At 59.4% G+C, this 17,249-nt stretch carries 18 protein-coding genes; 8 read left to right on the top strand and 10 right to left on the bottom strand.

Going from position 1 to position 17,249, the window contains the following annotated elements; translation table 11 throughout:
• Nucleotides 1-13 precede the first annotated feature (13 nt).
• Entirely contained in the window at nt 14-190 is a 177-nt protein-coding gene (locus DWU98_RS21850; RefSeq protein WP_158544929.1) for a hypothetical protein, read from the bottom strand.
• Between the two features lie 172 nt (nt 191-362).
• Between DWU98_RS21850 and fabV the strand changes: the two genes are divergently transcribed.
• The gene (fabV, locus tag DWU98_RS03015) at nt 363-1,568 is read left to right on the top strand and encodes an enoyl-ACP reductase FabV (protein ID WP_115493955.1); all 1,206 of its coding nucleotides are present in this window, start codon (nt 363-365) and stop codon (nt 1,566-1,568) included.
• A 141-nt stretch (nt 1,569-1,709) separates the two neighbouring features.
• On the opposite strand, the gene DWU98_RS03010 is transcribed toward fabV, so the two are convergent.
• The 5 genes from DWU98_RS03010 to DWU98_RS02990 form a co-directional block, all read right to left on the bottom strand.
• Nucleotides 1,710-2,873: a YncE family protein gene (locus DWU98_RS03010; protein ID WP_230474632.1), complete on the bottom strand. Its 1,164-nt coding sequence runs from the start codon at nt 2,871-2,873 to the stop codon at nt 1,710-1,712.
• A 50-nt stretch (nt 2,874-2,923) separates the two neighbouring features.
• The gene (locus DWU98_RS03005) at nt 2,924-3,745 is read right to left on the bottom strand and encodes a creatininase family protein (RefSeq protein ID WP_230474631.1); all 822 of its coding nucleotides are present in this window, start codon (nt 3,743-3,745) and stop codon (nt 2,924-2,926) included.
• Nucleotides 3,746-3,854: 109 nt separating this feature from the next.
• Entirely contained in the window at nt 3,855-4,172 is a 318-nt protein-coding gene (locus DWU98_RS03000; protein WP_115493954.1) for a hypothetical protein, read from the bottom strand.
• 237 nt (nt 4,173-4,409) lie between these two features.
• Complete coding sequence (locus DWU98_RS02995; RefSeq protein WP_115494175.1) at nt 4,410-5,156, bottom strand: glutathione S-transferase family protein; 747 nt, start codon at nt 5,154-5,156, stop codon at nt 4,410-4,412.
• A 60-nt stretch (nt 5,157-5,216) separates the two neighbouring features.
• A complete protein-coding gene (locus tag DWU98_RS02990; RefSeq protein ID WP_115493953.1) occupies nt 5,217-5,855 on the bottom strand; it encodes a GIY-YIG nuclease family protein in 639 nt (212 codons plus the stop codon).
• Between the two features lie 80 nt (nt 5,856-5,935).
• On the opposite strand from DWU98_RS02990, the gene DWU98_RS02985 reads away from it, so the two are divergent.
• From DWU98_RS02985 to DWU98_RS02975, 3 genes are read left to right on the top strand one after another with little or no spacing between them, the layout of a single operon-like run.
• On the top strand, nt 5,936-6,724 hold the full coding sequence (locus tag DWU98_RS02985) for an SAM-dependent methyltransferase (RefSeq protein ID WP_196239454.1): 789 nt from the start codon (nt 5,936-5,938) through the stop codon (nt 6,722-6,724).
• Entirely contained in the window at nt 6,690-7,190 is a 501-nt protein-coding gene (locus DWU98_RS02980) for a hypothetical protein (protein WP_147293186.1), read from the top strand. The genes DWU98_RS02985 and DWU98_RS02980 overlap by 35 nt, the downstream gene beginning before the upstream one ends.
• A gap of 41 nt (nt 7,191-7,231) precedes the next feature.
• Nucleotides 7,232-9,031, top strand: a complete 1,800-nt coding sequence (locus DWU98_RS02975) for a tetratricopeptide repeat-containing diguanylate cyclase (protein ID WP_158544928.1) — start codon at nt 7,232-7,234, stop codon at nt 9,029-9,031.
• Nucleotides 9,032-9,192: 161 nt separating this feature from the next.
• Here DWU98_RS02975 and DWU98_RS02970 read toward each other — a convergent pair whose 3' ends face one another.
• A complete protein-coding gene (locus tag DWU98_RS02970; protein WP_158544927.1) occupies nt 9,193-10,110 on the bottom strand; it encodes an SPFH domain-containing protein in 918 nt (305 codons plus the stop codon).
• Nucleotides 10,111-10,292: 182 nt separating this feature from the next.
• Here DWU98_RS02970 and DWU98_RS02965 point away from each other — a divergent pair, with 182 nt between their 5' ends.
• The 3 genes from DWU98_RS02965 (at nt 10,293) to DWU98_RS02955 (ending at nt 12,198) form a co-directional block, all read left to right on the top strand.
• Nucleotides 10,293-10,709 (top strand): hypothetical protein, encoded by a 417-nt coding sequence (locus DWU98_RS02965; RefSeq protein WP_115493948.1) that lies wholly within the window; start codon nt 10,293-10,295, stop codon nt 10,707-10,709.
• Nucleotides 10,710-10,744: 35 nt separating this feature from the next.
• On the top strand, nt 10,745-11,254 hold the full coding sequence (locus DWU98_RS02960) for a GNAT family N-acetyltransferase (protein ID WP_115493947.1): 510 nt from the start codon (nt 10,745-10,747) through the stop codon (nt 11,252-11,254).
• Between the two features lie 290 nt (nt 11,255-11,544).
• Entirely contained in the window at nt 11,545-12,198 is a 654-nt protein-coding gene (locus tag DWU98_RS02955) for a restriction endonuclease (RefSeq protein WP_115493946.1), read from the top strand.
• Between the two features lie 97 nt (nt 12,199-12,295).
• On the opposite strand, the gene DWU98_RS02950 is transcribed toward DWU98_RS02955, so the two are convergent.
• The 3 genes from DWU98_RS02950 to DWU98_RS02940 form a co-directional block, all read right to left on the bottom strand.
• The gene (locus DWU98_RS02950; protein WP_115493945.1) at nt 12,296-13,867 is read right to left on the bottom strand and encodes a tetratricopeptide repeat-containing sulfotransferase family protein; all 1,572 of its coding nucleotides are present in this window, start codon (nt 13,865-13,867) and stop codon (nt 12,296-12,298) included.
• A 113-nt stretch (nt 13,868-13,980) separates the two neighbouring features.
• On the bottom strand, nt 13,981-15,234 hold the full coding sequence (locus DWU98_RS02945) for a GGDEF domain-containing protein (protein ID WP_115493944.1): 1,254 nt from the start codon (nt 15,232-15,234) through the stop codon (nt 13,981-13,983).
• 482 nt (nt 15,235-15,716) lie between these two features.
• Nucleotides 15,717-15,983: an XAC0095 family protein gene (locus DWU98_RS02940; RefSeq protein ID WP_115493943.1), complete on the bottom strand. Its 267-nt coding sequence runs from the start codon at nt 15,981-15,983 to the stop codon at nt 15,717-15,719.
• A 558-nt stretch (nt 15,984-16,541) separates the two neighbouring features.
• On the opposite strand from DWU98_RS02940, the gene DWU98_RS02935 reads away from it, so the two are divergent.
• Complete coding sequence (locus DWU98_RS02935) at nt 16,542-17,138, top strand: AbiU2 domain-containing protein (RefSeq protein WP_230474630.1); 597 nt, start codon at nt 16,542-16,544, stop codon at nt 17,136-17,138.
• The last annotated feature ends 111 nt before the right edge of the window (nt 17,139-17,249 follow it).

The following is a 17,249-nucleotide window of genomic DNA, read 5'->3' as shown; positions in this document are numbered from 1 at the left end:
ACCGCGGCGTTAGTCAATCCTCTTCTTTGCAGCGCTGGTTGTCTTCGCCGGTGTCGTTATATGCGTCCCCACTGGCGTTGGTATCTTCCAGCCGCTGCGGCGGCCCGCGCCTCTTGTGTGGGTCGTAGAGTTCGCCGGCTTCTTTAGGCGGGGCGCCGGTGGGTGGTTTGTGTTCGTCTGGGGTTGGCATGGCCGGACCTCGCGGTCGCTTGCGACGGGGCCACTATGCGTCACATGGCAGGAACGCCGGGTGCTCGGTGCGTTAAGAGAACGTGCCCTCCCTTGGGCTTTTCCCTGCGGGAGCGCATGGACCCCGGTGCCGTTTAGAATGGCGGCCTTATGTCTCACCGAGAGGGTTTTTCGTGGTCATCCATCCCAAGGTTCGCGGCTTCATCTGCATCACGGCGCATCCGGTCGGCTGCGAGAAAAATGTGGCCGAGCAGATCGGCATCACCAAGGCGCGAGTCACGCCGGTTGCCGGCCCCAAGCGGGTGCTGGTGATTGGTGCATCCACCGGCTATGGGCTGGCGTCGCGCGTCACGGCGGCTTTCGGCTACGGCGCGGCGACGCTGGGCGTGTTCTTCGAAAAACCCTCCAGCGAATCCAAGCCAGGCACAGCCGGTTGGTACAACTCGGCGGCGTTCGACAAGCTCGCCAAAGAGGCCGGGCTGTATTCGCGATCCATCAATGGCGATGCGTTCTCCAACGAAACGCGCGAGCGCGCCATCGAAGTGATCAAGAACGACATGGGCGGCCCGATTGATCTGGTGATCTATTCGCTGGCCTCGCCCCTGCGCAAGTTGCCTGATACCGGTGAGGTGGTGCGTTCATCGCTCAGGACCATCGGCAAGCCGTTCACGGCGTCGTCCGTGGATACCAACCGCGATACCGTGGTGCAAGTCACGGTGGAACCTGCGAGCGAAGAGGAAATCAAGGACACGGTTGCCGTGATGGGCGGCGACGACTGGGCGCTCTGGATCGACGCATTGAGCAAGGCCGGCGTGCTGGCCGAGCATGCCACCACCGTCGCCTACAGTTATGTCGGCACCGAAATCACCTGGCCCATCTATTGGCACGGCACCATCGGCCAGGCCAAGCAGCATCTGGATGACACCGCGCACCAGCTCAGCGCCCGCTACGCCGCGCAAGGTCTTCGCGCTTATGTGGGCGTGATGAAGTCCGTGGTGACGCAGGCCAGCTCCGCCATCCCGGTGATTCCGCTGTATGTCTCCATGGTGTTCCGCATCATGAAGGAGAAAGGCATACACGAAGGCACCATCGAGCAAGCCAACCGCTTGTTCAACGACGTGTTGTTCCGCGCCGATGGCGCCGCCCCGTCCACCGACGAGGAAGGCCGCCTGCGCCTGGACGACTGGGAATTGCGCGATGACGTGCAGCAGGCATGCAAGGCGTTGTGGCCGCAGGTCACCACGGAAAACGTGAGAGACGTCACGGACTACGCCGGCTACAAGCACGAATTCCTGCAGTTGTTCGGTTTCGATCGCAAGGACGTGGATTACGAGGCGGATGTGAATCCGGATGTGGGTTTTGATGTGATCCAGATGTGACGCCAGGAGTGCCTCATACACTCGCGTATCGCACGCACCTCAAGGCCGTCATTTCCGCTTTCGCGGGAATAACGACCTTGAGGATTTAAAGATCAAGCGCAGCATATGGAAAAGGCCGGCATTTTGCCGGCCTTTTTCTAATCAACGCATGATGCCCGTATGCCCCAGCGAATACCGCCCCGGCTGCGGCCATACCGCCAGACCATGCGGCTCCGCGCCGACCTTGATGATCTTTACCTTGCCAGTGGCGGTGTCGAACGCGTAGACCACGTCATCGAAACGGCCCGACAACCACAGCCACTTGCCATCGGCGGTGACGTTGCCCATGTCAGGGCTGCCGCCGCCCGGAATCGGCCAGTTGGCCACCACCTTGCGCGTGGCAAAATCGATCACCGATACGCTGCCCGGACCATTGCGAGGGCCGTGCACTTTGTTCGAACCGCGATTGGCGACATACAGCTTGGTACCATCGCGGCTCGGATACATGCCATGCGTACCGATGCCGGTCTTGAGGAAGCCGATCTGCTTGAAGCTGTCGCCATCGATCAGGTACACGCCATTGGCCATCATATCGGCCACGTAGAACACCTTGCCGTCAGGCGAAACGCGGATGTCCTGCGGCATGCCGTGTTTGCTCAGTTGCAGATAGCCCAACACCTTACGGTTGACCATGTCGACCTTCACCAGACGTCCGCCGAATTCGCAGGTGAAAATCGCGTACTTGCCGTCGATCGAAAAATCCGCGTGGTTGATGCCTTTGCACAGCGGCGCCTCCAGGCTCGACTTCAGCGCCATGGTGTGCGGATCGCGGAAATCCAGGCGCGCATGCGCTTCGGCCACGACGATGGCTTCTTTGCCATCCGGGGTGAAGTACATGTTGTACGGATCGTCCACCGGGATCGAACGGCCCGGCTTGCCAGTCTTCGGGTCGATCGGCGTGAGGCTGCCGTCCGAATGGCCTTCGGCGTTATTGGTGACCCATAGCGTTTTCAGATCCCACGACGGCACCACATGTTGCGGGCTGCGTCCGACCGGAAATTTGTACAGCACCTTGAAGGTGGACGGGTCGATCACATACACGTCATCCGAGCGCAGGTTAGGCACATAGATGCGCGGCAAGTCGCCAGCCACCGCCGGGCTGAACATGTTGTAGCCCGCGTCGCTGTACATGTCATGGGGATGGGTGACCGGCGGCATGCCGGGCACGGTCTGTACGGTCTGTGCCGCGGCGACGGCGGACACACACAATCCTGCCAGCACAACGCCGGCACGCAAGGCAAGACGCCCGAAACGATCAAATCTCACGGCAAATTCCCGTATTCGAAGAAAAAACGACGATCCATTCCATTACGACATCAACGCCCGGTGGTTTCCTTTCGAATGGCGTCGACAGTGCGCGAAACTATAGCATCCACACCCAGCTCGCCCAGTTCCGCCGTCGAACGCCGCGGATCGCCGCCATAGACCCCATCGGCGGCACCGGGCTTGGGCGCATTGCGCATCGCATTCACCCGCACCATCTGCGGGGCGACGGCCAGTTGCAGGGACGTGTCGGCCAGGCCTGCGTGTGTACCGATTTCGTCGTCGCGAAAACCGCGCTGACGCAAAAGCTGGTCATAACCGTCGGATGAAGTGTCGTAATAGGCCGGCGGGACAAACGCGCGGGCATTCGTGCTCGCCCAGGCTTTGTTCAGACGGGCGACCACTTGCTTGAGATCTTTCTGGTAGCCGCCGTGATCGCCAAGAAACACGACGTTGCGAAAACCGTGCACGGCGAAACTGTTGGCGGCCGATTCGAGCATTTTTTCGAATACGTCGTCCGGAATCGTAATGGTGCCGGGAAAGCGCATGTGCGACGTTGGTGGCGCATAACCGCCTTCCGGTACATACGCCACGACCGGCGCTACCAATGCATTACCGAGCTTCTGCGCGATTTTTTCCGCAAGGTATTGCGCGCGCACGTTGTGCTTGCCTACCGCGACGTACGGGCCGCTCTGCTCGGTGCCGCCAATCGGAATGATGACGGTGGTTTTACCAGCGCGAATCTGGTCGCGCAATTCCGTCCAGGTGAAATTTTGCAGCTGCACCGACTGCGGCGCCTGTGCGAACGCAGCCTGCACGACGAGAAGAAGAACCACAAACGCGACCAACCGTCGCAAGGAAGAATGCATCGTCATGACTCAACGCAATGGGGACGTGAAAAAGGCGGCGCCATATGGTTGCACGCCGCCTTGCAGCTTCGCATCCCCTCAGCATCCCTTCAGCGGAAATTGCCCGAGTTTTGCCTCATTCGCTCTCCTCGGGAATGGCCTTGCGGAACACCTCTTCCCAGTAGGCCATGCGCTCGGAATAGGCCTCGCGCACGGACTCCGGCTGGTCGTTCTGCAGGCTGCGCACGTGCGTAATCGGCAAGGTCGCCGATGCCATCTGCCGCCACGCGTCGGCGGCGGCTCTCAAATGGGAGTGGGACGACAGGAGCGCGGCGATGACCTGCTGATCCACCATCTGCTGCGCGCTCAGTGCCATCAATCCTTCCAGCGCCATGTCGGTACGCTCGGATAGGAACGCGATAGCCTCACCCCAGTTGTTGAAGCTGACTTCCATGGGCGCCTCCCTGGTTTGTGGGGACGACCAGCAGCCTAACACTAAGGCTCGCAGCGCACTGTCTTCGGAATGTTTACGCCAGGCAAAGCGCCGGGCCACATGTGGATGAGTTCGTTCACCGGCCTGTTCCAATGAGCGTGGAACACCCCGCTGCCTCTTGCCGTGAGGCATGCGATCGACGGACGGCGCCAGCAAAGGCATGGCGCGCGTCCGTACCGGCAAAAAGAATGGTGCCCGTTAAGCCACCGCCGCCTGGTCGAGCGGCTGCCACGTATGCCCGGGATAGTACTGGCGCATCAACGTATCCACATAAGCGATCAGATGGGATCTTGCGACGACGGCATCACGCAACGGTGTGTCGAAGAATGGCGTGAGGATGGACGCAAGCACACCCAACGCCATGGCATCCACCGCGCTGATCCGCTCGCCCATGAGATAGGGCTTGTCGCCCAGCAAGTTTGCGATGGCATCGATGGAGCGCACGCCCAGCGCGGCGATTTCCGCCGCCGAATGCCGCCCGATGCCGTGACCGCGCAGGTCCATGTCCTTGCGCGCCTGCATCTGCACGCGCAACGATTCGCGTTCTGCTTGCGGCGCGGAGTCCGCAAATCGTGCTGGCCCCTTGGCGAAATTCTCCGGGACGATCCAGCGAAACCACACCATGGCGAAATACAGATGATCTTCAAGCATGCGCTCGATCGCCCATGCTTGGGCACGTTGGTGCGCATCCAACCCTTCATCGAGATCGACACCATACCTGCGTTCGATGTGAGAACGAATGAAGGTGGAATCGCAGATCACTTCATCGCCATCCTTGAGATAAGGCAGCTTCCCTTTGGGTGCCTGCGGCGGAATGGCCGATTCCCTTGCATACGGCAACCCGGCGATCTTCAACTGTACTTCGGTTTTGATGACGAACGGGCTCGTATCCGGCATACCGAAACCGGGACGTGAAACGAAAAGCGTAATGGTCGACGTGGGCATATCCATAATTCCGCGCGGAGGGTACACATACAGTGCGTACCTGCTGCTGACAACGTCATGTCAGCAGCCGCGCTGGGCCGCGTACCACGCCTGCACGGCCGGCGCGAGCAACGCAGCAAGGTCCATGCCCACGGCGTTGCATGCATCCAAAGTATCGCCGAGCGCTTGCGCATAGCGCGGATCGCGCGCCTCGGGTAGCAGATTCGCGGCTTGCCACTCGATCATCGCCAGCATGCGCAGCGACCAGTCGTAGAGCGAGTCCGCGCGTTCCATGAAGCGTGCCCGCAACCACGCACTCAGTGGCGCATGCAGGGTGTAACCATAACGCTCAGTCGTACGGCGGACGAATGGCCCCACCTCCCCCGCGATGCCGCGAAACCATTCGGTGTGCCCGCCCGCCGCGTCCGAGACCAGCAAAGGCGGTGAAGCGCGATGCGCCGGCCAGCGCTCGATGAGCAGCCGCTCCAGCCGACGCGCCTCGCGCAATGGCCCGACCTCGGCCAGCATGCCCTGCTCCAGGTCGAACAGCGCGAAGAACCGGGGATGAAAGCTGCGAAATCGCTGAATGGGGTCTTGCGTGAACCCTACCTTGGTCAGGTCCTCGCTTAGGCTGGGCAGCACATAAACGAACGTTCGCCCGCGTGTGGACGTACGTGGCAAGTCCCAATCGGCCCCTTTTTCCCGTTCGCTCGAACTCATGTGTACTCCGCCATGACGGTGTAACTCGACGGCCATACGCCGGCACGCAATACTGCTACGACGCAGTAGGGGATCAAGAAGTGAATAAGACAACACCCAAAGGCCGTTTGGCCTGCGTCGGCATCGGTATAACGCTTGGATCGCACATCAGTCCGCTGGCACGCAGTCATATCGAAGAAGCCGACGTAGTGTTCGCCGGGATGTCCGATGGCATCGTCGAGCTCTGGCTCAAGGAGATGAACCAGGACGTGCGCAGCCTGCAGCCCTATTACCGGGAAGGCAAATCGCGGCTGAAAACCTATCGGGAGATGGTGGCCGCCATCATGGCCGAGGTGCGGGCCGGCAAGCGGGTGTGCGCCGTGTTCTATGGCCACCCGGGGGTGTTTGCCTGGGTTCCTCACAAGGCCATCGAAACCGCCCGCGGCGAGGGTTATTCCGCTCGTATGGAACCGGGCATTTCCTCTGAAGATTGCCTTTACGCCGACCTTGGCATCGACCCCGGTTCCCGTGGCTGCCAGCACTATGAGGCCAGCCAGTTCATGCTTTATCGGCGCTGTGTCGATCCAAGCGCCTGGCTGATCCTGTGGCAGATCGGTGTGGCGGGCGATAAATCGCTCAAGCGCTTTTCTACGGGAGAAGCACATCGGCAAATACTGGTGGATGTACTGGCCAGGCACTACCCCTTGAACCACGAAGTTGTCATTTATCGCGCCGCCACGCTGCCCATCCAATCCCCGCGCATTGAACGCCTGGTGCTTAAAACGCTGCCCCAAGCTGATATAGGCATGGCCGATACGCTGGCCATCCCGCCTGCCCGCCCGTTGGAGGCCGATCATGAGGTTCGCGCTCGCCTGGCGGCGTTGGCCTGATGACCGCGGTTCAATAAGCGGAACAGGCAATTTGAGGCCATTGACCGATTTTTCAGCTCGGCGGCGCGTCCGCGCTTTGCGCGATATGATGAGCCGCCTTCCGCGCCTGACGCCAAACACGAGGGCTCAGAAGGGGTACAACAAGCAGTTTATACAGGGGATTTTGATGTCGAATATCATTCGTTTCTTGGAAAGGATAGGTAGCCAAGCCCATTGGGGCGAGGCCTCGGAGGAAGAGATGGAACTGGCACTGGCGAATGCTGAAGTCGAAGGTCCGCTCCACTTAGCCGTCATGAATAAGGATGTTGCGCAGTTGCAGGTACTCCTGCAGCAGAAGCCGCTGGTCGGCTTCGTTATCCCAGGCGAAGAAGAGGAAGAAGAAGAAGGCGAAGAGGAGCCAGACGAAAAGGACGGGCCTAAGGACATGCAACGTGCATCTGTTCTTTCGGTAGCATCTCAACAGTAATGTCTATCCTCGGCCACAAGCAGCCGAAATATCGTGCAGTGATGTCTCTGCTCCTTGTGATGGTTGCGGGTGTGGCCATGGCCGCCACACCTGCGCCGGCATCCGGGGACATCCCACAACTCATGGCGCGTGCGGAAAGCCTGAAGACCTCCGATAACGCAGGCTTCGCCAAACTGCTTGAGACACTCGAAAGCCGCACGGCCGAGCTATCCGAGACGCAAAAATGGCACCTGCGCTTCATGGAAGGCTGGCAAGCCGATTACATCGGTCAAGACGAGAAAGCTAAGTCACTACTCGAAGAAGTGATTAAACAATCATCCGACAATAATTTGAGAACGCGTGCAACGGCCACGCTGATCAATGTTCTCGGCGCCGGTCATCATTACCAAGAAGCGTTCGAATACCTCGATCGCGGCTTGGACGATTTACCGCAAGTTACCGACAAACAGACGCGCTTCCCTCTCTTGGGTGAAGCCTCGCAGCTATTGGTCGAAGCCGGTCAATATGACCTCGCGAGCAAATACGCCAGCCAGATCGTCGAGGAATTTCCGACAGGCAGATATGGCTGTATCGGCCGCATGCTTAAATTGCACGCCGAACTTCATGACGAGCAGCCCAGAATATCCAACGAAACCTTTCAAAGCGCAATAAATCAGTGTCTGAATATCGGAGAAAGACTGGCGGCCGATACCATACGGCGCGACATGGTTTTTCTGGACATGCAGCAAAACAAGCTCGATGACGCGCTTTCCCTCTTGCAGGAAAACTATGGGGAGGTCAAGGGACTAGGTTATTCCGGGCTGACCGCGGAATACAACGTCCTGTTGGCGCAGGTCTACTGGAAAAAAAACAACATTCCCTTCGCCCAAAAATATGCAACAGCGGCGGTAGACATTGCATCCAAGAGCGATCTCACCGACCCCCTGCTCACCGCCTATCAATTGCTCTATGAAATTGAGCGGCAATACGGCGACCTACGCCAAGCGCTTGCTTACCACGAAAAATACGTGGCCGCCGACAAGGAACATCTGGACGACGTCCGCGAAAAAGCGCTCGCCTATCAAATCGTCAAGCAACAGGTCGAAGCCAAGAAGGTCGAGCTGGATACGGTAAACAAGCAAAACCAGATCCTTCAGTTGCAACAGGCGCTGGACCATAAAGCGGTGGAAACCGGTCGGCTCTATATTGCGCTGCTGCTTACGGTATTGGCTTCGATCGCCTTCTGGCTATTTCGTCTCAAGCGTTCCCAATTGCGTTTCATGCGTCTGGCGCGCCGAGACGGCCTCACCGGCATTTTCAACCGCCAGCATTTTATGGAAGAAGCGGAGCAGACATTGCGCTACGCAGCCAAGTCGCTACGTGGCGCCTGCCTTATTCTGATCGACCTCGATCACTTCAAGAACGTCAACGATACGTATGGGCATATTGTGGGCGACACCGTACTCAAGCGTGCCGTCACCACGTGCCAGAGGTACTTGCATTCCTGCGATGTGTTCGGCCGTATTGGCGGGGAGGAGTTTGGCATCCTTCTGCCCGAGTGCTCGTTGATCCAGGCGCTTGAGCGTGCCGAACAGATCCGCGCCGCCATCCAGGACGGGCGCGACGATGAATTTCAGCATGTCGCCATTTCCGCAAGCTTCGGCATTGCCTCCACCGCACACTATGGCTACGACTTTCGGCGCCTGCTTCTGGCGGCGGATGGCGCGTTGTATCGGGCCAAGCGCGATGGGCGCAATCGCGTGGTGGTCAGCATGAACGAGACCACGCCTGCGTCGAACACGCACAAACACGCCACCGGCCAAGGCAGCGCGCTCGACAGCACACCGTCCTGCGCCGAATAAGCGTTACGTTCATGCGGCACGCAGAAGCACCAGCCGCCGACGTGAATCGGTCCACAGGCATCGCCTCGGTCACGGCGGCATATCGCTTCCAAGCATCCGCCTGCAACCTCTGAAGACAGCGCGAACCGATCGCGAGATCGGTTCGCGCATGACTGATCACATCACTTGGTGGCTTCCTGGCCTTTGTTCAGATCAATCATGGGAATGGAGCCGGCACCCACGACCTGCGGAAGGATCCCGTTCCAATGCTGCAAACCATAGAAGCGCGTGTATTCGGGGTTGTTCTTGAGCGCGTCGCCGACGGTTTCGATGGCCTTGGCCTGCGCTTGCGCCTGCAATACCGTCGCCTGCGCTTCACCATTGGCGCGTTCCACAGCAGCGGTGGCCTCCGCGTGAGCGGTAACGGTTTTCTGCTCACCTTCGAAGCGTTTCTGCGCCACCGTGTTTTCAGCCTGCACCGCCAGGTTCTTCGCGCGCACGGCTTCTTCGATGGATTGATCGAAAACCGGCGAGTAATGAATCCCCACCAGCTGCACATCGATCACGTTGACGCCAAACAGGCGCTGCAATGCCTCGCTGATGTCCTTGCGCATCTGCGCCGTGATTTGCGCGCGCTGATCGGAAATGGTGAGCGTGTTGTATTGGGCGAACGCCGCCAGTGCACGATCGCGCACCACCGGCAGAATGGTGGACTCGACATCCACCGAGCCGGCGCGCCCCACGTGATAGAGCAGGTTCATCACCGCGGACGTGGGTATCTGATAGATCAGGCTGACGTCGATGGTGACCTTCTGGTTGTCGTTGGTATAGACATCCAGCCCGTTCAACGTATAAACCGACCGGCTCGTTTGCAGGCGATCGACCGTTTCGAAAAACGGCACCCTGAAGTGCACACCGGTGGTAAGCGGCGTAGAGGTCATCGGCGTGCCGCCCATCCATCGCGTGCCGGCCTCTTCGCTGGGCGATACGACAAAGATGCCGTTCAATAGAAAGATAACCACGATAAGCGCGATCAACAGCCCACCAAAACGAAAGTTGGCAAGAAACGCGCGCGGATCCTTAGGCGGCAGATTAAGCATGAACAACCCCCTTCCTGGTGAAGGCGGCATCTTGCCGCAACGCCGAACCGTTTACGAGTGCTGGGGCAACGCTGCGCACGTTGCGGAAAATTTACGCGCATGCGCGCTGACGCATATAGCCCCTTTACCCGGCCTGGCGCGAAGATGTGCCATCCGCGAAACGACGATATGGGTGCGTTACCGTGACTATCATGATCGTGCAGGGCCCTTGCGCTGAAGCCCCTTCGCTCAGCCGTGAACTGCTGGGCAGCCTGAAGCAGCTGGCCCTGGCGGCGGGGCGTACGGTGGAGATTTGCACATGCATGGGATTGCGTGAGTTTGTCGCGCGCGTGCGCACGGCGCGCGCACCCCGCACGGAGTTCATGTTGCTCGCCCCAGGCACGCTCGCACACCAATCACAGCTTCATCCGGAAGCGGGCCTCAACGATGCACTCGATGCATTGCATATGCCGTATATCGAAGTGCAAGATGGCGACGCCTCGATGGAAGCCGGCGGCGCGTCGCATCACGGGCCGCTGGCGACGGTTGTCATCAATGGGGATGTTCCCAGCAGCTATCGCATTGCGTTGGGTATTGCGCTCAAGCAACTCAGTGCCTGATCGCGCGTTGCGCCGAAGCGTGCCAGACTGGCCGCATGTTGCTCAGAGCCGCCGAACCCGAGGACGCCCTGGCCGTGGCGCGTGTGCACGTGCGCGCCTGGCAGGTGGGTTATCGCCATCTGCTTTCTGGCGAATATCTTGCGCAACTTCGCCCGGAAGAACGCGCCCTGCGCTACGACTTCGCGACCAACGATACGCGCCGCCCCATGACACTAGTGGCGGTGGAAAACGATGCCATTCGTGGGTTTGCCACCATCGCACCAGCGCGTGATAGCGATATCACTGATCACGGCGAACTGTGCGCACTCTACGTGGATCCCGATGCGTGGGGACGTGGCGTGGGTACAGCCTTGCTTGCCGCGGCACGTCAGCGTCTGGTCGAACTGGGTTTTCGACATGCCGTTTTATGGTTACTCAACGGCAATACCCGCGCCGCACGCCTGTATCGGGCCGATGGCTGGTCGCCCGATGGCCTTGCCCGAACGGATCGCATATGGGGCATCGATGTGGACGAAATTCGTTTTCGCCGGCCGCTTGCCGCATGAGCCCATCGCCGCGTTGTTACGCATTGCGTCAGGAGTGACGCTGGCAGTCACGTGACAACGTCGTCAAAGCCGCTCCCATGCGCAGCTTCAATCTCGAACGGAGTTTTAGGGCGCAAAGCAAAACAACCACTTCCGGGCACTATCGACATGCCTTCTCCGCTTGGGCCATCACGTCGCCTACACCTTCGCACGGGGGATTCGTTGGCTCAATTCCTGCTTTGGGTTCGATAGACCGCACCCGCGAGTCGTCTGGATCATTCCAATAAAAAGCAAGTGCTCGGGAGGGGGCGGTGGGAAGGCGCAAAGACAGCGGCATCGAAATGGTTTCCAAGCTGCCCTGGCAAGCCGGCATCGTCCTTGGCGCAACGGGCTACGTTGCCATGCGCTACGGCCTGGGCTGGTGCATGACCACCTTCGGTGGTCCGATCGGCCAGGCACTGGGAAACTCGCTGGACGACGGCGCTTACGCCCCTGTCGCCTGGCTGCTGTTGATCGCCTGCTGGCTCGCCGCGCTGGTTTCCTTTATGGATGGCCGCCGACGGCGACGCCTGCTGGCTTCCCAGACTGGGCTGCGCAGCCTGAGCGCCATGGACTGGCGCGAATTCGAAATGCTGGTGGGTGAAGCGTTTCGGCGCCAGGGTTACAAAGTGCGCGAGATTGGCTTGGGCGGCGCCGACGGCGGCGTCGACCTGATTCTGCATAGGGACGGCACCACCACGCTGGTGCAATGCAAACAATGGCGCACCAAGCTGGTCGATGTGCGGATCGTGCGCGAGATGTACGGCCTGCAGATGCATCATGGCGCCGATGCGGTAAAGATCGTCGCCATCGGCCACTTCACCGACGATGCGCAACGCTTCGTGCAAGGCAAGCAGATCGAGCTGGTCTCCGGGCCTACCTTGTTCAACATGGTGCGCGAGTGTCAGGCAATCACGCGCAAGTGATGCGCGTCCATCACGGCCTGTTGTCAGCGCTGTTGTAGTTACACCCATGGACTGCGACGGTTGATCGCACGCCCGGCCTGCGGCAGCCAATTAGCTCTTAGTCGGCCGCAATACCTGCGTTGCGCAACAGATCTTGCAGCGGCGCAAGCTCAGCGGCGTAGTGTTTCCAGCGACCAACAGCGCTTGCATTCACCGGTGAACGCACCTGCCACGCCAAAGGCGTATTGACCGGCGCGGCATTGCGTTCCGATTGCAGGCACGCATCGTTCCACGGCAACCCGCAGAAGGCGAGCAAACCGCGAACGGTCTCCTCTTGCGCGGTCACCAGTTTTTCGTACTGCACGTCGAAGATGCGGCCGGGAAACACGCGGCTCCAATGCGCCATCAGGCGTTCGAAACCGATGTAGTAGCGACCCGCATCCATGATGTCGAACGAATAGTCGTAATAAGAGGTTTCCTGCTCGAACAGATGCCGGAAATTGCCCAAGCAGGTATCCAGCGGATGGCGGCGCAGGCAGACGATTTTCGCGTTCGGCAGCGCGCTGGCGATAAAGCCCGCATAGAGAAAGTTATGCGGCATCTTGTCGATGAAATGCCGCGCATGCACGGCGTGCGGTTGGGTAACAGCGAGGTAATCCCCGCCCAGTTTGCGCCAGTCGAGCTGCGCTACGCGCGCAGGCAACTGCGGATCGAGCAACAACGGCGTGTTGCCGCCATAGACGCGTTGCAGCGTAGCGGGAAACTCAACCAGCTCGCCCGCCGAATACACGTCCGGATGACTTGAAAGAATGCGATCCAACAACGTGGTGCCCGTGCGCGGCATGCCGATGATAAAAATGGGTGCATCGCCCGGATCGCCCGACGCCACTGGCGCTTGCGAAAAACTGCTTATCAAGCGCTGAAAAATACCGTCATCACGCTCCATCGATCGAACGCGCCGCTCCTTGCCTACCGCCTTGCCACGGCGGAAATGTTCGAAGGCGGAGGCATATTGGCCAAGGTCGTCATACTCCTTGGCCAGCGCCATGTTCATATAGAGCTGCGCGCCGGGATGGTTCGCATAGCGAACGAGCAAGGCCTTCAGCCGCTCCACATGGTTGCGTTCCGCCGTCTGCTTGCGAAGTCCCGCCAGTTTCAAATGTGCCATGCCGTAGTTCGGATCGAGGCGAACGCATGCTTCCAGCTCCTTCTCGGCCGCATCCATGTCACCCATCGCGATCAGCGCAAACGCCAAGTAGAAATGCGCAGGCGGGTGATTGGGCACCATGGTGACCAGGCGGCGGAACATCTCCAGCGCACGGGCGTGCGCGTGTGACTGACTGAAAACGACACCCAGAATTTCGAACGTCATGGGATCGGCGGGCCCCAGCGCCAGCGCACGCTCCGCCGCCTGCTGCGCCTCCTGCATTTGCCGCGTGAGCGAAAGGGCCTTGGCATAGTTCGCGGCGAAATCGGCGCGGTTAGGTTCAAGCTGTGTGGCCGTGCGCAACATCGTTACCGCGTGCGGCAGTTGCCCAAGCTGCATGTGCGCCACGCCGGCCATGAATGGCGCCATGCTCTCCCGCGGCACCAAGAGCTGCACCTGTGCGGCCAATTGCAACACGCTCGGCCAATCGTTGCGGTTGAAGGCGTGGATCAATCTTGCTTGAAGATCAGGCAGGGAGCTCATGGTGACAGGCGTGGCACGTGAAGAGCCGATAGTAGCCAAAAATCCGTACCGGGCGCGATGTGGGAAGCGCCCTCGCCTGCTTGCTCAGTACCTGCGACGACCGGTCAAATGGCCTATACGCTGCCGCTACCGCTGCGCTTGGCCTCATACATCCGTTCGTCGGCAAGGATGCACAAATCATCCAGCGTCTGGGCATCGTCCGGAAACATGGCCAGCCCAATGCTCGCGCCAATCTGGATGTTCTGCCCCGACGCCGACAACGGCGTCTCCAGCAATTGCCTGAGCACACCAGCCACCCGCGTGGCCTCATGGCGCGTGATGGGCCCTTCGAGCACCACCGAGAACTCATCGCCACCCGTGCGGGCGAGCGTATCGATGCGTCGCAGGCGTGCGGTGAAAAGGCGCGCCACATGCCGCAGCACTTCATCGCCGGCATGGTGGCCCAAGGTATCGTTCACCTGTTTGAAGCCATCCAGATCGATGGCGAGCATCGCCATGCGCGCCTGTCGCTGGCGCGCACGCTCCAGCGCACCGTTGATGCGGTCCTGAAACAAGCGGCGATTAGGCAACCCCGTCAACGCATCATGATGCGCAAGGTGCTGGTTCCGTTTCAGCTGGCCTTCCAGCAGCAACAGGATCATGCCCACGGCAACCAGATACTTGGGCAGGTTCCATACCTCCGCACCCACTTGCACGGTCGGGAAAAACACATCGAACGTCAGGCCGAGCGGAAACACCAGCGACCATGCCAGCAAGCCCAGCAACGTCACCACGAAACCACCCGTCCGCCGCTGCTTCGAAAAGGCAAACTGCAGGCAGCAGGTGAAATAAACGACAAACAACGGCATGACCACCATCAGATCGGGGCCGTGCGCGGAAAACTGCCAGCGCAGCAACGCCGCCGCCAGCGCGACATTCAGCCCCACCGCAATCCACCGGCTTCCCGGCCGTTGCCTGTGCGGGGTTGCCATGACAATGGCAAGCGGCACACACGCAAAAAGGCTTGCCGCCATCACCATGACCCAGTGCGGCACGGACGTCAGCGACGCCAACGTGATGTACAGGGTATAGACCGCCGACATGGCCCAAAACAGCAGCCGGCTGCCCCAGCGCTGCGGCAGAGGGTCCATGGACCAACCGAACAGTTCCGCGCACCAGGTCAGCGCGGCCGTGCCGAAAATATCTGCGATCAGGCCACCGGTGCCGGACACGTCGAGAAACGAATAGGCCGCGAAATGCAGCTCAATACAAATCCAACCCGCCAACCATAAGCGAGTGGTCAAACCGCCAGCGGGCCGCGAAACCGACACAAACGCGTAGATCAGCAACCCTACGGCTAGCAGATCAGGGAACTCTTTCCAGGACATCGAATGGGACCACGCTCGCTGCCAACCCAAGATGGTTGATCGCAATTTATTGACGCAAGGGTTTACGCAACGTCCTTATTCGGCCGTGGGCGACCGTTTGCGAATCACACCGGCAAGCCATACGCCCCCTTCCTGGCTGCCCAGCGGCCTTTTGCTACCACTTTTTACATGCAAAGGCTGGACCAACGGTGCGCGAAAGATGCCCTCACGATGCCATCGCGGCCAACTATTTCGAATTTCCGGCTAAATCGGCCGGTGCAGGGATATCTTTAGGGCCTGGTGTGACAAACCAAATCGCATCGGTGGGCTGATTCCCGGACACCCACACCCTCGGCCGTGGCTACGGGGCCTGCCCACTACTGTTCACAATTGCCTGCGACGCCCCGGCTGATGGGCCTTCACATAGGCCACCGTGCAGGTCATGCCGTTGATGTCGACATTCACAGCGGAGCCCACGTTGACGCAAGCGCGATGAACGGCAGTCAGTGCGGCGGCACCCGATTTACATGCTCCGCGTAATACTCCACCGCATCCAAAACGCGGCTGAGCTGCACACTCAAATCGATAAAAAACTCGCCGATCAACACACGCGGCAACAGTAGAACGGCCTTGCTGTCACCCGGTGTCGATGCAGTACCCGCAAGCTGGCCCATAAGCTGAAGTTTGTCGCGGATCGTTTGCAGATCTTCATAGCCGTTCTGGGACAGCAGATAGCCTGGCGGGTTAATCAAGTCATGCACGTTATTCATGGGCTCACTCCATGTCGTTAAGTCACGCCACGTATTGCGCGTGGCGTGAAGGGCAATGCAGGAAAAACCCTGCACGTAAAAGCGGAAGGATCCGATTCCGTTTCTACGAAAGCCCTGAGTGGCCCGACGCCGCGCCGTAGGCGAGGCGGTGAAGCAGTACAAAAAACGGCGTGGCGGGGACACGCGACTGCGTGCGTACCGTATGATCGGGAATAACCATGATCAACTCTCTCTGTCTTTAGTTGGTTGTGGCCAGCGGATCGTTTGGGTGGCTGCCCAGGCGATCCGCGTTGCTTCACTCATGTCGGGTGTGCCGAACTCATCAAAGCCAGATGGGCACACCCGACACTAAGACCATCGCATAAAGACGAAGCGTTATCTGTCAGGGGACGCGGATTTTGTCGTGTCGGTAAAGCCGATGCGGATGATGGATTTGGTCGAACGCCCCCAGATCGACTACAAAACTACGCTATAGCCCTCGGAGCTGCGTAGTTATGCATTGATCATCGCAACGAATGCGTGGACTTCAAATTTCTTGTTTATCCCGGAGTCGTCACATTGAGTACCACACAGCCAACCCTAACCAATGAGCAACTACGTGGCGAAATCGAAGAGCTAAGGCGCCTACTTACGTTTGCTGGACTCAACCTTGAAGCTTGGCAGGCCCTGCAAACCACCCCGAATTGGAAAGTTCAGAACCGCTACGTTCCTTATTTTCAGACGGCCATTAGCGCCCACTTCACGTCGATGATCATCGCGTTTTACTGTCTGCACGAAACCAACCATGACAGCGTCAACATCCCCGGGGTTCTACGCCAGCTTCGATTGACGACGCGATTACCAAGTGAAAAGTTGGACGAGCTGGATAGGAAACGAGCTGAGATCAAGCATCTATGGGTGAAGGTAAGCGTGCTGCGCAATAAAGTCTTTGGTCATCGGGAACGTGGGATAACGTTCGGCGATGCATTCGCACAGGCGAACGTTCGACCCGCCGATTTCCAGGAATTATTCAATGGAACCGCTAGCGTCCTTAACGGGATGACCAAGGCGTTATTCAGAGAAACGCACGCCTTCAATCTAGGTGCCAAAGAAGCAGTACTGTCACTGCATGAAGATATCGAACGCGCATATCCAACCATCAAGGACAAGCACTAAAGTACCTCCGAAATCTCCAGATTCGCAAACCGCCTCTGCATTCCGGCATTGCGAGCGACCGCTCTTTTGACTCAGCGATCTCCCCCGAAATGGCGAAGGGACCATCGCCAG

It is taken from the genome of Dyella monticola, from assembly GCF_003363155.1.
Lineage (GTDB): Bacteria > Pseudomonadota > Gammaproteobacteria > Xanthomonadales > Rhodanobacteraceae > Dyella_B > Dyella_B monticola.
The sequence above is the reverse complement of the archived record's forward strand: the minus strand, read 5'-3'. Positions and strand labels throughout refer to the sequence as shown.